Origin of the sequence: Streptomyces sp. NPDC060064 (assembly GCF_042736455.1) — a bacterium.
Classification (GTDB): Bacteria; Actinomycetota; Actinomycetes; order Streptomycetales; family Streptomycetaceae; genus Streptomyces.
Genome location: NZ_JBHWWF010000004.1, coordinates 133,719 through 150,636, shown reverse-complemented (window position 1 = coordinate 150,636; position 16,918 = coordinate 133,719). Strand labels below are relative to the sequence as shown.

Below are 16,918 nucleotides of genomic sequence, written 5' to 3'. Positions count from 1 at the left end.
GCTCACCGCTCCAGCCGATCCGCCCACGCGAGCGCATGGTCGTTGTACGCGCCGATGACCACGCGCACGGAGTCGGCGTCGCCGGTGGTGACGGCGTTCACCAGGTCCTCGTGCCCGTTCCACAGCCAGTCCCGCACCTGCGCGTCGCCCCGCAGATACGGGACGGCGAACACCCAGGCCTGGACCCGCAGCCGGTGCAGGAAGTCGGAGATGTAGCGGTTGGCGACGATCGAGCTGAGCTCGCGCCAGAAGCGCAGGTCGTATCCGATGAGGATGTCCAGGTCCCCGACGCGCGCCGCGCGGGCGGCCTCCTCGGCCCGGCGGCGTACGGACACCAGCGACTGGCCGTGCACTCCGCCCGAGCCGCCCGAGCCGCGCACGGCGACACGGCGGAAGATGCCGTCCACGATCAGCGAACGCGCCTCGACCATGCCCCGGTAGTCGTCGACCGAGAACTGGTGCACTTTGAAGCCCCGGTGCTGGTCGGAGTCGAGCAGCCCCTGGGCGGAGAGGTCGACGAGGGCTTCCCTGACAGGGGTCGCGGAGACGCCGTACTGCTCGGCGATCTGCTTGACGGTGAATTCCTGTCCGGGCTGCAAACGCCCCGCAAGCACCTCGTCACGCAGCGCGTCCGCGATCTGTTGCCGCAGGGTGTTGCGGGTGACAGCGGTACTGCTGCTGGTACCGCGCATCGTGGCCTTCTCCTTCACCAGGGGTCCCGGACACGATAGGCCAGGGGTGCTGCACCGGGCGCGGGAGTACGGTCCTGACGGTGCCGGGAAGGGGAGGTATGCGTGGCTGACGTCTTCGAGGCGGCCACCGGCGACGGCCTGCTGTCCGCCCTGACCGAGCGGGAAAGGACAGCTGAGGTACGGGTCGCCTTCGAGGGCCTGCTGCAGATCCGCCGCGTGACGAACACCGCACCGGCGGCCTGGGAGCTCAACCAGATGGTGCGCGCGGTCGCCCTGGCGCTGGAGGCGGCGGGCGTCCCGGCCTCCGCAGTGGACACCTCGGGCGCGCGGGCGGCGACGGGCTACCGCGTGCGCGCCTCCGAGCGCCCGCGCATGGTCTGCGTGGACTGGCTGGGCCCGCCGGGCAGCGGGGCGCCCCAGGAGGAGGAGAGCAGGCTGACCGAGTGCGCGGAGACCTTGGGCCGTCTGGGTTGGGAGGCGCTGCTGTACCGGGGACCGCGGCGCCGCCGGTTCCTGGAGGTGGAGCCGGCGGGGCCGAATCTCAGCCCCGCCGGTGATTGAGGCGCGGGGTCCGGGGCGGAGCCCCGCCCCGAGGCCGGACGGGTCGGCTTACGACACCACGTGCTCGTCGGCAACCGCCGGCGACGCGTCCAGCGGCTCGCCGGCATCCGGGCACGGATCTCCGCGGGCGCGTCCACACACGTACCTGCCGACCGTGCCGTACCGCTCTACCTGCTGAGCAGCTCGGCAGAGTGCTCCTGCGTGCGGAACGTCCGCCGGTACGCCATCGGTGACACCCCGATCGCCGCCGCCATGTGGTGGCACCGCGCCACCGGCGGCCTGCTGAACGACGGCCCGGTCCCACTCGGCTGGGACGTCTCCGGCGTGGTCGAGAAGACCGGACTGGGCGTCACCGTGTACCGGCCCGGCGACGAGGTGTTCGGCATGCCGCTGCTGCCCCAACCGGCGGGCGCACACGCGGAGTTCACGACGAAGTCCGCTCCGGCCACCGGGCCCAGGTCATCGACTGCCTGCAGACCGACTTCGCTGCGGCCGCGCGGGACATGGACGTCGTGCTGGACACCATCGGCGGCGAGTACGGGCCGCGTTCGCTCGCGACGCTGCGGCCCGGGGGCATCCTGGTCTCCATCGCCTCACCGGCGGAGGTGTATCTGGCCGAGGAGGCTGAACAGCGGGGCCTGCGCGCCGGGTTCACCATCGTCGAGCCGGACAACTCCGGCCCGAAGGAGATCGCGGCGCTGATCGAGGCGCGCCGTCTGCGGGTGCACGTCGAGACTGTGTGCTGCCGATGGAGGAAGCGGGGGAAGGCCCACGAGCTCGGCGATCCGCGCGTGTATGCGCGCGCCAGTAGGCCACGTTTCGCCGGTACCGATGTGACGCGCCGGTACGTAGCCCCATCGGACCGACTGCGCTCAGCCAATGTGTTGATCACCGAGCGCGCCTCCCGCTCCGGTTGCGGACGCGACCGAATCATGCTGGTAGGAGGGCCGCAGGTGCTTCGACTGGGTCCACCGAGCTTCGAGTGATCGGTTCGAACACCTAGAGAAAGTGGGACGCTTCATGAGCCCCAAGAGCAGGAGCGGGTCCGGCCTCGGCCCGTTTCCCCAGCGGACCAAGCTGCTCACCGGCGGCGCCATGGCATCGCTGGCCCTCGTGATGGTGGGCCTCAGCAACCCGGCGATGGCGACGGCGTCGAGCCCCCGGGCGAACCTGGCACCCGTGTCCGCGAGCGACAGGTGCGAAAGGATCACCTACGACACCGCCTCCGGCTTGGTGGTGGAGCGCGGCGGCGGAGACAAGTGCAAGGGCAAGAACGGCGCCACCGGACCGACCGGCCCGACCGGCCCCGCAGGCGAGGACGGCGCCACCGGACCGACCGGAGCAGACGGAGCAGACGGGGCTGACGGAGTGACGGGCCCGACCGGCCCCGCAGGCGAGGACGGCGTCACCGGATCGACCGGCCCCGCAGGCGAGGACGGCGCCACCGGAGCGACCGGAGCAGACGGAGCTGACGGAGCGACAGGGCCGACAGGGCCGGAAGGTCCGACAAATACGGCGTCGTGCTCAGAAGTGGATGCCGTGACGACTCCGGCCTACCAGTTCATCGCCCAACTCACCCCCGATAAGCAGATCTTCGTGGGCCAGCGGCCCGCGGCCGGCGGTACATACGCCTTCGTCGAGCTCACTGATGTCCCGGCGAACGCCTGTGGCATCGCCGTCCACGCGGGGCCCGCCGACACGGATTCCGTCACTCCGGACTTCTACGTCACGATCGCACAGGTCGACAGCGACATCCTCCAGGAAGCCGAGTGCAACGCGGCGATCATCGCAGGTAACCCTCCCACCTGCGGCGCGTTCGGCCCCCCGTTCGCGCTGGCCTCTGTGAACAGAGCCAAGGGCCTGAAGTAGTCCCACACTCTGAAGCCGCCTGGCTTCTTGATGTGTGCCGTGTCCGGTCCCCCGGACACGGCACACGTGCGTCAGCGCCGCCACCTCCGCGCTTCCCTCACCCAGGCATGGGCGCAGCACCCCTTGGGGCTACGCCGTGTGCTCGTCGGCGACCGACAGCGCCGCGTCCAGCGCGGCCAGACCCTCCTTGGCCTCCGCCTCCGTCACGTTGCACGGCGGCACCGCGTGCGTCCGGTTCATGTTGACGAACGGCCACAGGCCGTTCTTCTTGCACGCTGCGGCGAAGGCGGCCATCGGCGCGTTCGCCTCGCCCGCGGGGTTGTACGGCACCAGCGGCTCGCGCGTCTCCCGGTCCTTGACCAGGTCCAGCGCCCAGAACACGCCCGTACCGCGCACCTCGCCGACCGACGGGTGACGCTCAGCGAGCTCCCGCAGCCCCGGCCCGAGGACTCTCTCACCGATGTGGGCCGCGTTCTCGACGACCTTCTCGTCCTCCATGACCTGGATGGTGGCGACGGCTGCGGCGCAGGCCAGCGGGTGGCCGGAGTAGGTGAGTCCGCCCGGGTAGGGGCGCTTGTCGAAGGTCGCGGCGATCTCGGCGGAGATCGCGACGCCGCCGAGCGGTACATAACCGGAGTTGACTCCCTTGGCGAAGGTCAGCAGGTCGGGCGTGACGCCGAAGTGCTCGGCGGCGAACCACTTGCCCGTACGGCCGAAGCCCGCCATGACCTCGTCGAGCACGAACACGATGCCGTACCGGTCGCAGATCTCGCGGACACCCGCGAGATAGCCGGGCGGCGGCGTCATGATGCCGGCCGTGCCCGGGATGGTCTCCAGGATGATCGCTGCGATGGTCTGCGGCCCCTCGAAGGTGATGGTGTCCTCGAGGTGCTGGAGCGCGCGGGCGGACTCCTGCTCTGCTGTCTCGGAGTAGAACCGCGAGCGGTAGAGGAACGGCGCCCAGAAGCGCACGACACCGGCGGTGCCGTTGTCGTTGGCCCAGCGGCGCGGGTCGCCCGTGATGTTGATCGCGGTCGCGGTGCCGCCGTGGTACGAGCGGTAGGCGGAGAGCACCTTGGGGCGGCCCGTGTGCAGCCGGGCCATCCGGACGGCGTTCTCGACGGCCTCGGCGCCGCCGTTGGTGAAGAAGATCTTGTCGAGGTCGCCGGGGGTCCGCTCGGCGATGAGGCGTGCGGCCTCGGAGCGGGCCTCGACGGCGAAGGCGGGAGCGAAGGTGGCGAGCTTGCCGGCCTGCTCCTGGATCGCGGCGACGACCTTGGGGTGCTGGTAGCCGATGTTGGTGAAGACGAGGCCGCTGGTGAAGTCGAGGTAGCGGTTTCCGTCGTAGTCCCAGAAGTACGAGCCCTCGGCACCGGCGACGGCGAGCGGGTCGATCAGGCCCTGGGCGGACCAGGAGTGGAACACATGCGCACGGTCTGCGGCCTTCACGGCCGCGCCGGCCTGGGGGTCGGGATGAGGGGTCATGCGGGCAAGGGTAGAGACGCGCGGGTGGGGGCGGACATGGCCACGGTGTATGGCCTGGGCCGGGTTCCTGGGCAGTGTGTCGGGTCCGGGACGACTGGGTCGGGCCGCGGACCCGGTCGGCGGGCGCGGGTGCGGACCCGGTCCGGCGGGTGCGGGTGCGCCTGCGGCGGGCCTGTTCCCCTACCCGCCCCTTCCCGCACTGGGGGCAAGCCCCCAGACCCCGTATGCGACCTTCGGCCGCATGTCCTCAATCGCCGGACGGGCTTGAATTTCCGCCGGTCGGCCCGAACATTCAGGCCGACCGGCGGAAAACCAGCCTCACCGGCGATTGAGGCGCGGTGTTCGGGGCGGAGCCCCGAAATCAAGCCCCGCCGGCGATTGAGGCGCGTGGTTCGGGGCGGAGCCCCGACCTGAGGCCGGACGGACCATCGCCGGCTTCGGACCGGGCCTATTGACAGCATGCTGTCGACATGACAGGCTGCTGTCACCAGGCCAAGGAGGACGCCATGAACCCCCGCACCGTTCATCTCGCCGTGTACGACACCTACGCCGACTGGGAGACGGGCCACACCACCGCCCACCTCACCCAGAACGGCTTCACCGTGCGGACCGTCGGGCTCACCACCGACCCCGTCACCACCATGGGCGGCGTCCGGATCCAGCCCGATCTCGCGCTCGCCGACCTGCGGCCCGAGGACAGCGCCCTGCTCATCCTCACCGGCGCGCACCTCTGGGACACCGGTGACGATCTCGCCCCCTTCGCCGCCAAGGCGCGTGAGTTCCTCAATGCCGGAGTGCCCGTCGCCGCCATCTGCGGTGCCACCGCCGGGCTCGCCCGCGAAGGGCTGCTCGACGATCGCGAGCACACCAGCGCCGTCTCCTTCTACCTCGACGCCACCGGCTACAAGGGCGGCGAGCACTACCGCGACACCGACGCCGTCACTGACGGGGATCTGATCACCGCAGGGCCGACCGAGCCCGTCGCCTTCGCCCGCGAGGTCTTCGCACGGCTCGGCGTGTACGAGGGCGAGAAACTGGGCGCCTGGTACCGGCTGTTCCACGACTCGGACGCGTCCGCCTTCGAAGTCCTGAACTCATGAGCCGCGAACAGCAGGACCTGCTCAGCCGGACCGCGCTCGGCGTCTTCCGGCTGAACGGCCAATTCCTCGCCGTGTCCGATGAGTTGGCGAAGCCGGCCGGGCTGACCGCCGCCTGGTGGCAGGTCCTCGGAGCCGTACTGCGCGATCCGCTGCCCGTCGCCGGGATCGCCCGCGACATGGGCATCACCCGTCAGAGCGTGCAGCGGATCGCCGATCTGCTCGTCGAGCGTGGTCTCGCCGCGTACGAACCCAACCCCGCCCATCGCCGCGCCAAACTGCTCCGCCCCACCGACGAAGGCCGCGCCGCGATCGCGAAGATCGACCCCGGTCACGCGGAACTGGCGGCCCGCCTCGCCGACGCCCTCGGCCCCGAGCAGTTCGCCGAGACGGCGCGAGTGCTCGAGGCGCTCTCCAAAGCTCTCGACAGCATCAGTTCGCAGTCCCAGGAAAAAAGTCCGCACTCGTGAGGTAGTCCATCGCCTCGGTGAACACCGGATCCCCGAGGCGACGCGCCATCTCCGCCTCGCTCACATCCTCGACGTGCGTCTGGATCCACCACAGGTTCCCGAACGGGTCCCGCACCCGTCCGACCCGGTCCCCGAAGAAGAGGTGCGTCACCTCGGTCACCGATTCGCCGCCGCACTCCACCGCCCGCCGGTGCACCGCGTCCGCGTCCTCGACGTACAGCCGCAGAAACGCCGGCGTCGGCGGCCAGTCGGCGCGCGCCGCGTCGAACAGCATGACCACCGCGTCCCCGATCCGTATCTCCGCATGCCCGATGCGCCCGTCCTCGCTGGTCATCCGGCCCAGCTCCACCGCCCCGAAGGCAGCTTTCAGATAGTCGATGACACCGGCCGTGTCCTGCGAAATGATCCACGGCGTGACGCTGGAGTAGCCCTCGGGAACCGGCTTGACGGTCATGACAGTCTCCTCGCGCGTAGGGGGGGTTGCGTTCGTGAGTCCGACGGTAGGGGTCAATGAGGTCAGATCCTGACCTATAAGGGCCACCTCCGCGCGCACTATTCTCGATCCGTCGGAACGGAAGCACGTCCGGCACGAAGCAGGTCCGGCACGAAGCATGTCCGGCACGGGGGAAGGGCGCGCGGCGATGGAGCCACTGGCACCGGGAGATCCACGGCACATCGGCGAGTACCGGCTGCTGGCCCGGCTCGGCGCGGGCGGCATGGGCCAGGTCTACCTCGCGCGCAACGACCGCGGCCGCACCGTCGCCGTCAAGCTCGTACGCCAGGAGCTCGCCGTTCAGGAGGAGTTCCGCAGCCGCTTCCGCCAGGAAGTACGCGCGGCCCTGCGCGTCGGCGGCGAGTGGACCGCACCCGTGCTCGACGCCGACACCGAGGCCCCCGTCCCCTGGGTCGCCACCGGCTACATCGCCGGACCCGCGCTCCACAGCGTCGTCTCCGGCGACCACGGCCCGCTCCCGGAGCGCTCCGTCCGCATCCTCGCGACCGGCCTCGCGCACGCACTCGAGAACATCCACGGCGCCGACCTCATCCACCGCGACCTCAAGCCGTCCAACATCCTGATCACGATCGACGGCCCCCGCGTCATCGACTTCGGCATAGCCCGCGCCCTGGAAACGGTCACCGACGGCGGTCTCACCCGCACCGGCGCGCTCGTCGGCTCGCCCGGCTTCATGGCTCCCGAGCAGGTACGCGGCGACCGCGTCACCACCGCCTGCGACATCTTCTGCCTCGGCTCCGTCCTCGCGTACGCGGCGACGGGCCGCCTCCCGTTCGGCTCGGCCGACAGCGGTGTGCACGCGCTGATGTTCCGTATCGCTCAGGAGGAACCGGACCTGGCCGGCCTTCCGGAGGGCCTGCTCGAGCTCGTACGCGACTGCCTCAACAAGGACCCCGAGGCCCGCCCGACGCTCGCGCGGATCCTGGAGCGTACGACCTCCGACGCGGACGGCGAGCCCTGGCTGCCCGGAGCGCTGATCGCCCAACTCGGCCGCCATGCGGTGCAGTTGCTGGAGGTGGAGCAGCCGGCGGCCCCGGCTGCTCCCGCACCGGCCGCGCCTCCGGTTCCGGCCCCGGCCCCGGCCCCGGAACAGCCGCCGACGATGACCGCGTCCGCCCCGAAGCCCCCGATGCCGCGGCCCACGCCTCCGCCGACCCCACCCCCGGCGTACGGGTACGGCTACCCGTACAACGTCCCCGCCCAGGCCCCGTACCTCCCCGCCCCGGCTCCGTACGCACCCCCGCCCGCGCCCAGCAGGAAGGGCGGCACCATAGCCCTCGTCTCGGTGGCCCTGCTGGTCGCGGTCCTGGCGGGCGGCTCGGTGTACGCGTTCATGGGCGACGACGGCAAGCACACCGGTGCCGGCCACTCCACGCCGCCGGCCTCGAAGTCCCCCTCGCCGCAGGCCTCGTCGCCGACGACCCCCGCCACCACACCCCCGACCGATCCCGGCACCGGGACCGGCGGCGTCCCGCAGGAGTACGTCGGCACCTGGCGGGCCTCCTTCGACACCGCCGACGGCACCAACGTCCGCACCATGACGATCACCCAGGGCTCGACCGGCACCCAGGTCATGACCCTGACGGGCACCGGCCCGAACTACGACTGCCGCTGGTCGGCCACCCTCCGCGCCCCGGGCCCGCCCCTCGAACTCGGCCCGACCCAGGTCACCTTCGGCGACCCGAAGCAGTGCTCACCGGGCCAGTGGAGCCGCCTGAACATGCCCAACGACACGACGATCGTGCGCGAGCTGGTGGGCTCGGGCGGCGCGCCGCTCACGTACACGAAGACGAGCTGAGGCTCACACCCCGAGGTCCGTCATCCCGTACTGCGGCCGCCTCCGACCACGCGGTCAGAGTCTGATCGCGTACACGTAGCGGCTGTTGTACGGGGACCGCGGACGGGTGCCCCGGTCCTGGTCGTCGATCGCGTACTCGCCGAGCGACCACAGGAGTCGTCGCCCGCCGGTCTGTGCGTAGGACAGGTCCTCCGGACCCCGCACCACTCTTCCGCTCGTCCGCACGGTCAGATCGGTGGCGGCCGCCCGGCCGGTGGCCAGGTAGCCGTACACGGACGGGCCGTCGCTGCGGGAGACGTAGAACGTCTCGTTGACGCTGGCCGCGCCCTGGATCTGCTTCCCATTGGTGATCCGGTACGTCTTCTGCGAGAGCACCGACTGCGTCGCGGGATCAACGTGCCGCAGTGCCCCATAGTCGGGCTCGACCTCGAACCGCACCGCCCGTGCCTCCGGCGATGCCGCCTTCTTGTCGACGAACTCGCTCACCAGCAGCGTGTCGTACGGCTTGGTCGTGCGGTCGACCGACACCTGGGAGTAGCGCATCCTGTCGATCTCGGGCTCGATGTCGTCGTACCCGCGGCTCTGCGGCAGGACGTACTTGCAGCCGTAGCCGTAGTAGCGGTTGTCGGTGTGGAGCCCGCAGTGATCCGTCGCCGGGCCGCCGGTCGCCACCTGGAACATCTGGTCCAGGTTGAACACCCGAAGACCGCGATAGGTGTCCACGACGTACAGCCGCTCCTTGTACCAGGCGATCCCCCCGACGTGCACGGTCACGGGCCGGAAGCTGTACCGCCCGCCCTCGGTCCGGTACGGCTCGACCAACAGCACATGCCGGTATTTCGGACGGGACGAACCGCTCACATCCACAAAGCTGATGCGTGCGGCCTGATGAGCGGCCTTCTTCATCGTGTACCAGGAGACCAGGACCACATTTCCGCCGGTGCCGTGGCCGTCGTAGTCGGTGGTAATGCCTTGGGGCCGCCAGTCCCGGGTGATGAAGTCGTCATGCCGCCAGGTGAACGCACGCGCCACCGCGGGCGAATTCTGCCGCGGCCAGTCCGGCCTTCTCCGATACGTGCCGTCCCTGTTGAGATCCCCCATTACCCGGCTGATGGGGGCGTGGGGAAGTTTTTCCACATCGCCCAACCCCTTGATGGCGTCCGGGTAGGACGTGCCGCCACCCTCCGGGACGCTGCCCGAGCGTATCCAGAGCCTGACTCCCGGCAGTTCCGCCGCGGCGGCTGCGCGCGCCGTCGCGGGTACCAGGAGCCCGCCGGCCGTCGCCACGAGGGGAGCCGCGGCCATGCCGCGCAGAATGGTTCTCCGTGTGGTGTCCATGCGGCTGGACGCTAGACAGGGTGGCGACGGCCTGTCGCCGGCTGTCGCGTCCGGGACGTGTCCCGGACACGCCGGGGGTCAACTGAGCAGCGCGGACGCGGCGTTGGACAGCAGGAGAGGGTGTACGAACCGCCCTTCGCCGGTGGGCGGGAACCGCCATGAGAGCGGCCAGGTGCGCCCGCGGAGGGCGGGCACGGGGACGTAACTCACATGCGCCGGACCTGAGTTGAACCGGGTGACACCACGCGGCCAGGGCCGGTGGGACGTCGTCCCGGGCGGTACGAGGAAGTAGACCGACCGTCGCCCGTACGCCTCTATGACGACGGGGCCCGGGTCGCCCCCGGTCATCCTCTCCAGGAGGTCGGCCAGGCGGCGGCCGTCCTCGTCGTCGACGCGGACTGCGTCGAATTGCACGCCTGCCTTACGGAGCTGGAATCCGGAAGCCGGAATCCAATCGAGGTTTACTTGGCGACTTTGCGTATCCACAAGGACAGTCTGAGTGACTTTGGCTAGCGTTTTCCAGGACCGCGAGGAGGGGGTCCGGCATACGTTGACCTGCGCGAACTTCCTTTGAGGCGGGTCGAATTCGGCGGGGACTGGTTGAGACCGGTTGAGTCCGGTTGAGTCGAAGCGGTGATCGCAAATGGCACGTTCGGAAAACAAGGAAACGGCGGGTCCGGCGACGCGTCTGGTGGCGAATGTCGCGCGCAATATGCGCGTCCAGAAAGGACTGACGCAGGAGCAGCTGGGAGACGAGATGGGCTTCACGGGCGCGGCGGTGAGCGCGATGGAGACCTGTGCCCAGCCCGCGAGCGACCAGATGCTGGTGGAGCTGGAGAGGGTGCTCGGGGGCGGGACGGGGATCTTCGAGGAGGCGAGGACGTATGTACGGCTGGACAAGTACCCGGCGCAGTTCAAGAACTATGCGCTGCTGGAGCAGAAGGCGGTGGGGCTGTGTCTGTACGCGACGCTGGTCGTGCACGGGCTGTTCCAGACGGAGGAGTACGCGCGGGCGCTGATCGGGGGCGGGTATCCGCCGCTGTCCGAGGAGCGGGTGGAGGAGCTGGTCGAGGCGCGGATGGCGCGTAGGGCGCTGTTCGAGCGGGAGCCGGTGGCGCTGATCGAGGTGGTGCTGGAGGAGTGCGTACTGCGTAGGACGATCGGCAGCGAGGAGGTCATGCGGGGACAGTTACTACGCTTGGCGGAGTGCGCGCGGCGCCGCAATGTGACGCTCCAAGTACTGCCGCTGGACTGCGGTCTCAGCGGTGAGTACGCGGGCGACCAGGGCGGAATGGAGCTGGTCGAGACCCCGGAACACGACCACTTGGTCTATCTGGAGTCCCAGGGGGAGAGCCTCCTGATCAAGGACCCCGCAAAGGTGAGTACGTGCGCCCAGCGGTATGCGAGGATCCGAGCACAGGCCCTGGATCCCCGTGAATCGCTGGGCCTCATCGAGCGGTTGGCAGGAGAGCAGAAATGAGCGACACCCTGCGGTGGTTCAAGTCCAGCTACAGCGACAGCAGTGGCGGCAGCTGCATCGAAGTGGCCTTCGACTGGCGTAAGTCCTCGTACAGCAGCGACTGCACCGGCAACTGCGTCGAGGTCGCCGCCTGCCCCCACACCATCCACATCCGCGACTCCAAGGTCACCGACGGCCCCACCTTCGCCGTCGCCCCCACCACCTGGACGAACTTCCTCGACTGGGCGAGCTGAACCCGTACGGAGGAGAAGCCATGACGATGACGGGCACAGCGGTACCGGGTCCGGCGGGTCTGCCGCTACTGGGCTCGATGTTCGAGCTCAAGCGGGACTCGCTCGGCACCTTCCTCAACGCGCAGCGCGAGTACGGAGACGTCGTCAGGATCACCGCGGGCCCGCCCGGGCTGCGGGCCGAGCTGTACGCGGTGTTCTCCGCGGAGGGCGCCCAGCAGGTGCTGGCGACGGAATCGGCCAACTTCCGCAAGGACAACGCCTTTTACCAGGAGGTCCGGGAGTCCTTCGGCAACGGCCTGCTGACCAGCCAGGACGACGACTACCTCCGGCAGCGGCGGCTTGTGCAGCCGCTGTTCACCCGCCGCCGGGTCGACGGCTACGCCGACGCCGTCACCGCCGAAACCTCTGCTCTGCTCGCCACCTGGAGCACCGCCCCGGACGCCACGGTGGACGTCGTCGACGAGACGACCCGGCTCACTCTGCGGGCGGTTGCCCGCATCCTGTTCGGCACGGACGTCGAGGCGGCGGTCGACGTCGTGCAGCGCTGTTTCCCGATCATCGGGGAGTACACGCTCACCCGCGGCTACTCCCCCGCCAACTTCCCGCGCAGCTGGCCGACTCCCGCCAACCGGCGGGCCGCCACCGCGATGGAAGAACTGTTCGCGGTGTGCGACGGGATCATCGAGAAGCGGCGGGCGGAGGGGGATGCGGCCCAGGGCGAGGATCTGCTGACGCTGCTCTCCCAGGCCGAGAGCGCGGAGGACGGGTCCCTCGACGCGTCCGAAATCCGTGACCAGGTCCTGGTGTTCCTGCTCGCGGGGCACGAGACGACGGCGACGTCGCTGGCGTTCGCGCTGCATCTGCTGGCCCGCCACCCCGAGCAGCAGGCACGGGCGCGGGACGAGGTCGTACGCGTACTGGGCGGAAGGACCCCAGGGGCCGCGGATCTCGACGCACTGCCGTATCTGACACAGGTGCTGAAGGAAGCGATGCGCCTCTATCCGGCGGGCCCGGTCATCGGCCGCCGGGCGGTCGCGGCGGCGGAGGTCGGCGGGCACACGATCCCGGCCGGCGCGGATGTGATCGTCGCGCCGTGGGTGACGCACCGGCATCCGGGGTACTGGGACGATCCGGAGCGCTTCGACCCGGAACGGTTCACACCGGAGCGGGAGAAGGAGCGGCCGCGGTACGCGTGGTTCCCGTTCGGCGGCGGGCCGCGGGCGTGCATCGGTCAGCACTTCTCGATGCTGGAGTCGGTGCTGGCGCTGGCGATGATCCTGCGGGAGTACGAGCTGGAGGCGGTCGACGTCGAGGTTCCGGTGGACACCGGGATCACTCTGCGGGCGGCGGGCCCGGCGCGGTGCGCGCTGCGGCGGGTGGACGGGGCGCAGTGACCTGACGCGAAGGCGCGGGGCCCGGAGGTTCCAGGCCCCGCGCCAGTGGGCGGTCAGCGCGCTTCGGGCAGCCTGATCGTCCGTACGAGCGGCATCTCCGCGTACAGCTCCGGCGTCGAGGTCAGCACGTACCGGCCGTCCGGCCAGTCGACCGTTGGGCGGGACAGATGGATCGCGTGACCCAGGTGCCACTGCACACCGTCCCGGATCAACGCACCGACCGCCGCCACACCCGCAAAGTCCAGCTCCACGATCTCGGCGGCGGGCAGGGCGCCCACGTGCTCCGCCAGCCCCTTGCGCATACCGTCGGCCGCCAACAGGCACAGCGCAGGCACATATACGTGCCGGGTCGGGCCGTGCTCGGTATTGGAAATGAACTGCGAGGCCAGCCTATTGCCCGAACCGAGCGCGAGCAGGGCGGTCTCGTCATAGATCACCGCAGTGGATGCGCTCACAGGCTGTCCACAGGCCGGTCGGCCTCGAGGTCCTGCCAGATCTTCTCGACCCTGTCATGGTCCTCGTCCGTGAGCGTCACGCCGAAGTGCGTCTCGCAGTACGCCTTGGTTGCCTCGTACCGCTTCTGAAGCTCTTCCTTTGTGGGTGTGGCTCCGGCCAGCTCGGCGATGAGATCGCGCATCGTCATGCCCCGCTCGCGGGCAAGCACGAGAAGGCGGTCGCGGACAGCGGGGTCAACCTTGACGGTGGTGTCAGCCATGACGACAGTATACCGGTGGTATACCACCTCGGGCCGCTCTAACTGGAGGGTCATGAAGACCTTCTTCCTCTCGGGTTCTTACGACTGCCGGGCGACCGTACCGCCGGACGCGGCGATCTACGCAAGTGCCAACTGACTATGCCAAACCCGCAGTTCGAATTACTCAAAGCCCGAAATCAGGTCGGCATTTGCCAAAAATGGGGTCGAATCGCCGGGCGGCAGACCGCCGCCACTTCCCTGAAGAGTTCACCCCCCAGGGTGACTTGGGGGCCCACATCCGGCGTCGAGACCCCGTAAGCCCCGAACTCGGTGAGCGGCAGCACGCCGAACCGGTCCTTCCTCGACACGGGCGACTCGCCCCGCGCGTACCGGCGTCCCTAGGAGCGGGTCCACAGGAACGCAGCGCGCCCCGGCCGGCCGAGAGGCCAACCGGGGCGCGCCACAGAAACGGACTCCTGGATCAGAGGAACGAGTTGATCTCGATCGTCTCGGTGCGGCCGGGGCCGACACCGATCGCCGAGATCGGCGCGCCCGACATCTCCTCCAGCGCCTTCACATACGCCTGCGCGTTCTTCGGCAGGTCGGCGAAGGTCTTCGCCTTGGTGATGTCCTCGGACCAGCCCGGCAGCATCTCGTAGATCGGCTTCGCGTGGTGGAAGTCGGTCTGGGAGTACGGGAGTTCCTCGACGCGCCTGCCGTCGATCTCGTACGCCACACACACCGGGATCTGCTCCCAGCCGGTCAGCACGTCCAGCTTGGTGAGGAAGAAGTCGGTCAGTCCGTTGACCCGGGTCGCGTATCGCGCGATGACCGCGTCGAACCAGCCGCAGCGGCGGTCGCGGCCGGTTGTCACGCCACGCTCGCCGCCGATGCGGCGCAGCGCCTCGCCGTCCTCGTCGAGGAGCTCCGTCGGGAACGGGCCCGCGCCGACGCGGGTCGTGTACGCCTTGAGGATGCCGATGACCCGGCTGATCTTCGTCGGGCCCACGCCCGCGCCCGTGCAGGCGCCGCCCGCGGTCGGGTTCGAGGAGGTGACGAAGGGGTACGTGCCGTGGTCGACGTCGAGGAGCGTGCCCTGGCCGCCCTCGAAGAGGACGACCTTGCCCTCGTCGATGGCGTTGTTCAGGATCAGCGTGGTGTCGGCGACGTACGGCTTGAGCTGCTCAGCGAACTGGAGCATCTCCTCGACGATCTTGTCGGCCTCGATCGCGCGCCGGTTGTAGACCTTGGCGAGGAGCTGGTTCTTGGACTCCAGCGCCGCCTCGACCTTCTGCTCCAGGATCGACTCGTCGTAGAGGTCCTGGACGCGGATGCCGACGCGGTTGATCTTGTCCGCGTACGTCGGGCCGATGCCGCGGCCGGTCGTGCCGATCTTCCGCTTCCCGAGGAACCGTTCCGTCACCTTGTCGACGGTGACGTTGTACGGAGTGATCAGGTGGGCGTTTCCGCTGATCAGCAGCTTGGACGTGTCGACGCCGCGGTCGTTCAGCCCGCTCAGCTCGGAGAGCAGTACCGCCGGGTCCACAACGACGCCGTTGCCGATTACCGGAGTACATCCGGGCGAGAGGATTCCGGAAGGGAGGAGATGCAGCGCATACTTCTGGTCACCCACGACAACCGTGTGGCCGGCGTTGTTGCCGCCCTGGTAACGCACTACATAATCCACTGATCCACCGAGCAGGTCGGTGGCCTTTCCCTTGCCCTCGTCACCCCACTGAGCACCGAGCAGCACAAGTGCGGGCACAGGCGTACACCCCTTCCGGGCGGGGCAAGACCAAGGTCAGGGGGCCTGAGCCGTGCCTGAGTCTTCGGACCGGTTGCCCCGGAATAGACGAAGCCCCTGGCGCAATAGCGCAAGGGGCTCTTGCACAAAGATGCTACCCGAGGAAGGACCGAGGTGTCGGCTCACGACCAGCTACTGGTGGTCATCGACCCGGTCGCCCGCCGAAGTGACGGCGAGTCCGTGCGGATCGCGAAAGATGTGCTGTGTGGCGGCGCGGAGGCGAAGATCTGCCTTCCCGAGAGCCCGGAGGAGTTTGCGCGGGCACTGGCACGCAGGGGCTCGCGGCGGCCGGTGGTGATCGGTGACGACCGTGCGCTGCTGCGGGCGGTGGCCCTGCTGCACCGGGACCGCTGGCTGGGCGACGGGGCGCTGGCCCTGGTCCCGGTGGGCACATCCGTAGAGCTCGCGCACGCGCTGGGCGTGCCGAGGGGTGCGGTGGCGGCGGCTCGGGCGGTGCTGGACGGGACCGTACAGCGTCTTGATCTGCTGGTGGACGAGAGCGACGGCGTGGTGCTGGGGGATCTGTCGATCCCGGCGGCGCGGGCGGCGACGGGCGCGGCGGCGAACGGGGCATCGATGTGGGGGACCTGCCGCTCGCTGGTCCGCACCCTGGTCCGCCCGGCGCCGCCGGTGCCCGCGATGCGTACGCACCGGCTGCGGGTGGAGGCGGACGGAGTGCTGCTGACGGATCTCGACCGGCTGGTGGAGGACGTGACGGTGCGCGCGGGCGGCGGGCGTGCGGAGGTGGTCGTCCGGCACGGCGCGGACATGGAGCCGGTCACGGCGCGGGCGCTGACGGTGACCGTGTCCGGGGCGGACTTCCGCTACCGGGCGGACGCGCTGATCACGGGCCCGGTCCGGACGCGGACGTGGACGCTGCGGCCGGGGGCGTGGGGGCTGACGCTGCCGTCGGCGGCGGTGGCGTCGGGCGGGTAGTGAGCCGGGAGGGCCCGGAGCAGCCGGTTCATCCTCGAGCGCCGGACAGGCTCGGCTCCAAGCCCATAGACCTCACAGCGCGCCGAGCCGATCCTGGCGAACGCGGTCGGCCGGCTCGCCTGGGCGGCGGGCCACCTCGCCATCGCCTTCGGCGGCGCGGTCGTGATCATGGCTGTGGCCGGCCTGGGGCTGGCGATCGGCCACGGCGAGGAGTTCGGCCCGATCATGGGCGCGGTCCGGGTCGAACTACCGGCGATCTGGCTGCTGGGCGGGCTCGCGGTGGTGCTGTACGGGCTCTTCCCGAAGGCGGCCGTGGCGTCCTGGGCGGTGGTCGGGATCTGCCTGACCCTGGGCTGGATCGGCCCGGCGCTGGACCTGCCCGAGTCGGTGATGAACCTGTCGCCGTTCAGCCACCTGCCGAAGCTGCCGGGCCCGGAGATGACCTGGACGCCGGTGCTGCTGCTGACCGCGGTGGCGGCGGCACTGGTGGCGGCGGGACTCGGCGGTCTGCGCAGAAGGGACATGCAGACCTGACCCTGCCCGCCCGGCGGGG

Annotated in this window: 18 protein-coding genes and 2 pseudogenes; 12 read left to right on the top strand and 8 right to left on the bottom strand. The window is 70.0% G+C overall.

The features are described 5' to 3' along the window. Positions 1–2 precede the first annotated feature (2 nt). Complete coding sequence (locus ACFWDI_RS07135) at positions 3–692, bottom strand: GntR family transcriptional regulator (protein ID WP_385301795.1); 690 nt, start codon at positions 690–692, stop codon at positions 3–5. Between the two features lie 102 nt (positions 693–794). Between ACFWDI_RS07135 and ACFWDI_RS07130 the strand changes: the two genes are divergently transcribed. The 4 genes and pseudogenes from ACFWDI_RS07130 (at position 795) to ACFWDI_RS07115 (ending at position 3,122) form a co-directional block, all read left to right on the top strand. Further along, positions 795–1,253: a hypothetical protein gene (locus tag ACFWDI_RS07130; protein WP_385301794.1), complete on the top strand. Its 459-nt coding sequence runs from the start codon at positions 795–797 to the stop codon at positions 1,251–1,253. A 252-nt stretch (positions 1,254–1,505) separates the two neighbouring features. Beyond that, a pseudogene (locus ACFWDI_RS07125) lies at positions 1,506–1,586 on the top strand (hypothetical protein); the annotation flags it as partial. A 170-nt stretch (positions 1,587–1,756) separates the two neighbouring features. Continuing rightward, on the top strand, positions 1,757–2,239 hold the full coding sequence (locus tag ACFWDI_RS07120) for a zinc-binding dehydrogenase (RefSeq protein ID WP_385301793.1): 483 nt from the start codon (positions 1,757–1,759) through the stop codon (positions 2,237–2,239). A 34-nt stretch (positions 2,240–2,273) separates the two neighbouring features. Beyond that, the gene (locus ACFWDI_RS07115; RefSeq protein WP_385301792.1) at positions 2,274–3,122 is read left to right on the top strand and encodes a hypothetical protein; all 849 of its coding nucleotides are present in this window, start codon (positions 2,274–2,276) and stop codon (positions 3,120–3,122) included. A 129-nt stretch (positions 3,123–3,251) separates the two neighbouring features. Here ACFWDI_RS07115 and ACFWDI_RS07110 read toward each other — a convergent pair whose 3' ends face one another. Further along, complete coding sequence (locus tag ACFWDI_RS07110) at positions 3,252–4,607, bottom strand: aspartate aminotransferase family protein (RefSeq protein WP_385301791.1); 1,356 nt, start codon at positions 4,605–4,607, stop codon at positions 3,252–3,254. A 506-nt stretch (positions 4,608–5,113) separates the two neighbouring features. Here ACFWDI_RS07110 and ACFWDI_RS07105 point away from each other — a divergent pair. Then, positions 5,114–5,707, top strand: coding sequence for a type 1 glutamine amidotransferase family protein (locus tag ACFWDI_RS07105; protein ID WP_385301790.1), 594 nt, complete (start codon positions 5,114–5,116; stop codon positions 5,705–5,707). Then, a complete protein-coding gene (locus tag ACFWDI_RS07100) occupies positions 5,704–6,174 on the top strand; it encodes a MarR family winged helix-turn-helix transcriptional regulator (protein WP_385301789.1) in 471 nt (156 codons plus the stop codon). Before ACFWDI_RS07105 ends, ACFWDI_RS07100 begins: the two co-directional genes overlap by 4 nt. Here the strand turns inward: ACFWDI_RS07100 and ACFWDI_RS07095 are convergent. Further along, a complete protein-coding gene (locus ACFWDI_RS07095; RefSeq protein WP_385301788.1) occupies positions 6,137–6,628 on the bottom strand; it encodes a VOC family protein in 492 nt (163 codons plus the stop codon). The genes ACFWDI_RS07100 and ACFWDI_RS07095 overlap by 38 nt on opposite strands. 187 nt (positions 6,629–6,815) lie before the next feature. Here ACFWDI_RS07095 and ACFWDI_RS07090 point away from each other — a divergent pair, with 187 nt between their 5' ends. Beyond that, positions 6,816–8,486 carry a serine/threonine-protein kinase gene (locus ACFWDI_RS07090; protein WP_385301787.1) on the top strand — a complete coding sequence of 557 codons (1,671 nt, stop codon included), beginning with the start codon at positions 6,816–6,818 and terminating at the stop codon, positions 8,484–8,486. A gap of 54 nt (positions 8,487–8,540) precedes the next feature. Here ACFWDI_RS07090 and ACFWDI_RS07085 read toward each other — a convergent pair whose 3' ends face one another. Both ACFWDI_RS07085 and ACFWDI_RS07080 read right to left on the bottom strand, forming a co-directional pair. Continuing rightward, positions 8,541–9,824 carry a hypothetical protein gene (locus ACFWDI_RS07085; RefSeq protein WP_385301786.1) on the bottom strand — a complete coding sequence of 428 codons (1,284 nt, stop codon included), beginning with the start codon at positions 9,822–9,824 and terminating at the stop codon, positions 8,541–8,543. A gap of 78 nt (positions 9,825–9,902) precedes the next feature. Further along, positions 9,903–10,310: a hypothetical protein gene (locus ACFWDI_RS07080; RefSeq protein ID WP_385301785.1), complete on the bottom strand. Its 408-nt coding sequence runs from the start codon at positions 10,308–10,310 to the stop codon at positions 9,903–9,905. Positions 10,311–10,467: 157 nt separating this feature from the next. Here ACFWDI_RS07080 and ACFWDI_RS07075 point away from each other — a divergent pair, with 157 nt between their 5' ends. Genes ACFWDI_RS07075 through ACFWDI_RS07065 form a run of 3 tightly spaced genes read left to right on the top strand, consistent with a single transcriptional unit; the run spans position 10,468 to position 12,931 of the window. Further along, positions 10,468–11,304 carry a Scr1 family TA system antitoxin-like transcriptional regulator gene (locus ACFWDI_RS07075; protein WP_385301784.1) on the top strand — a complete coding sequence of 279 codons (837 nt, stop codon included), beginning with the start codon at positions 10,468–10,470 and terminating at the stop codon, positions 11,302–11,304. After that, complete coding sequence (locus tag ACFWDI_RS07070) at positions 11,301–11,537, top strand: DUF397 domain-containing protein (RefSeq protein ID WP_385301783.1); 237 nt, start codon at positions 11,301–11,303, stop codon at positions 11,535–11,537. The genes ACFWDI_RS07075 and ACFWDI_RS07070 overlap by 4 nt, the downstream gene beginning before the upstream one ends. A 26-nt stretch (positions 11,538–11,563) precedes the next feature. Then, complete coding sequence (locus ACFWDI_RS07065) at positions 11,564–12,931, top strand: cytochrome P450 (protein ID WP_385301953.1); 1,368 nt, start codon at positions 11,564–11,566, stop codon at positions 12,929–12,931. A gap of 53 nt (positions 12,932–12,984) precedes the next feature. Here ACFWDI_RS07065 and ACFWDI_RS07060 read toward each other — a convergent pair whose 3' ends face one another. The 3 genes from ACFWDI_RS07060 to ACFWDI_RS07050 form a co-directional block, all read right to left on the bottom strand. Then, the gene (locus ACFWDI_RS07060; RefSeq protein WP_385301782.1) at positions 12,985–13,386 is read right to left on the bottom strand and encodes a hypothetical protein; all 402 of its coding nucleotides are present in this window, start codon (positions 13,384–13,386) and stop codon (positions 12,985–12,987) included. After that, on the bottom strand, positions 13,383–13,646 hold the full coding sequence (locus tag ACFWDI_RS07055; protein ID WP_327325056.1) for a hypothetical protein: 264 nt from the start codon (positions 13,644–13,646) through the stop codon (positions 13,383–13,385). The genes ACFWDI_RS07060 and ACFWDI_RS07055 overlap by 4 nt, the downstream gene beginning before the upstream one ends. A gap of 460 nt (positions 13,647–14,106) precedes the next feature. After that, positions 14,107–15,390: an adenylosuccinate synthase gene (locus ACFWDI_RS07050; protein ID WP_327325054.1), complete on the bottom strand. Its 1,284-nt coding sequence runs from the start codon at positions 15,388–15,390 to the stop codon at positions 14,107–14,109. Between the two features lie 153 nt (positions 15,391–15,543). Between ACFWDI_RS07050 and ACFWDI_RS07045 the strand changes: the two genes are divergently transcribed. Together ACFWDI_RS07045 and ACFWDI_RS07040 are read left to right on the top strand one after the other, a co-directional pair. Then, positions 15,544–16,365, top strand: a complete 822-nt coding sequence (locus ACFWDI_RS07045) for a diacylglycerol kinase (protein WP_385301781.1) — start codon at positions 15,544–15,546, stop codon at positions 16,363–16,365. A 69-nt stretch (positions 16,366–16,434) separates the two neighbouring features. Then, positions 16,435–16,899 (top strand): annotated as a pseudogene (locus ACFWDI_RS07040) (ABC transporter permease); the annotation flags it as partial. Positions 16,900–16,918: the final 19 nt, after the last annotated feature.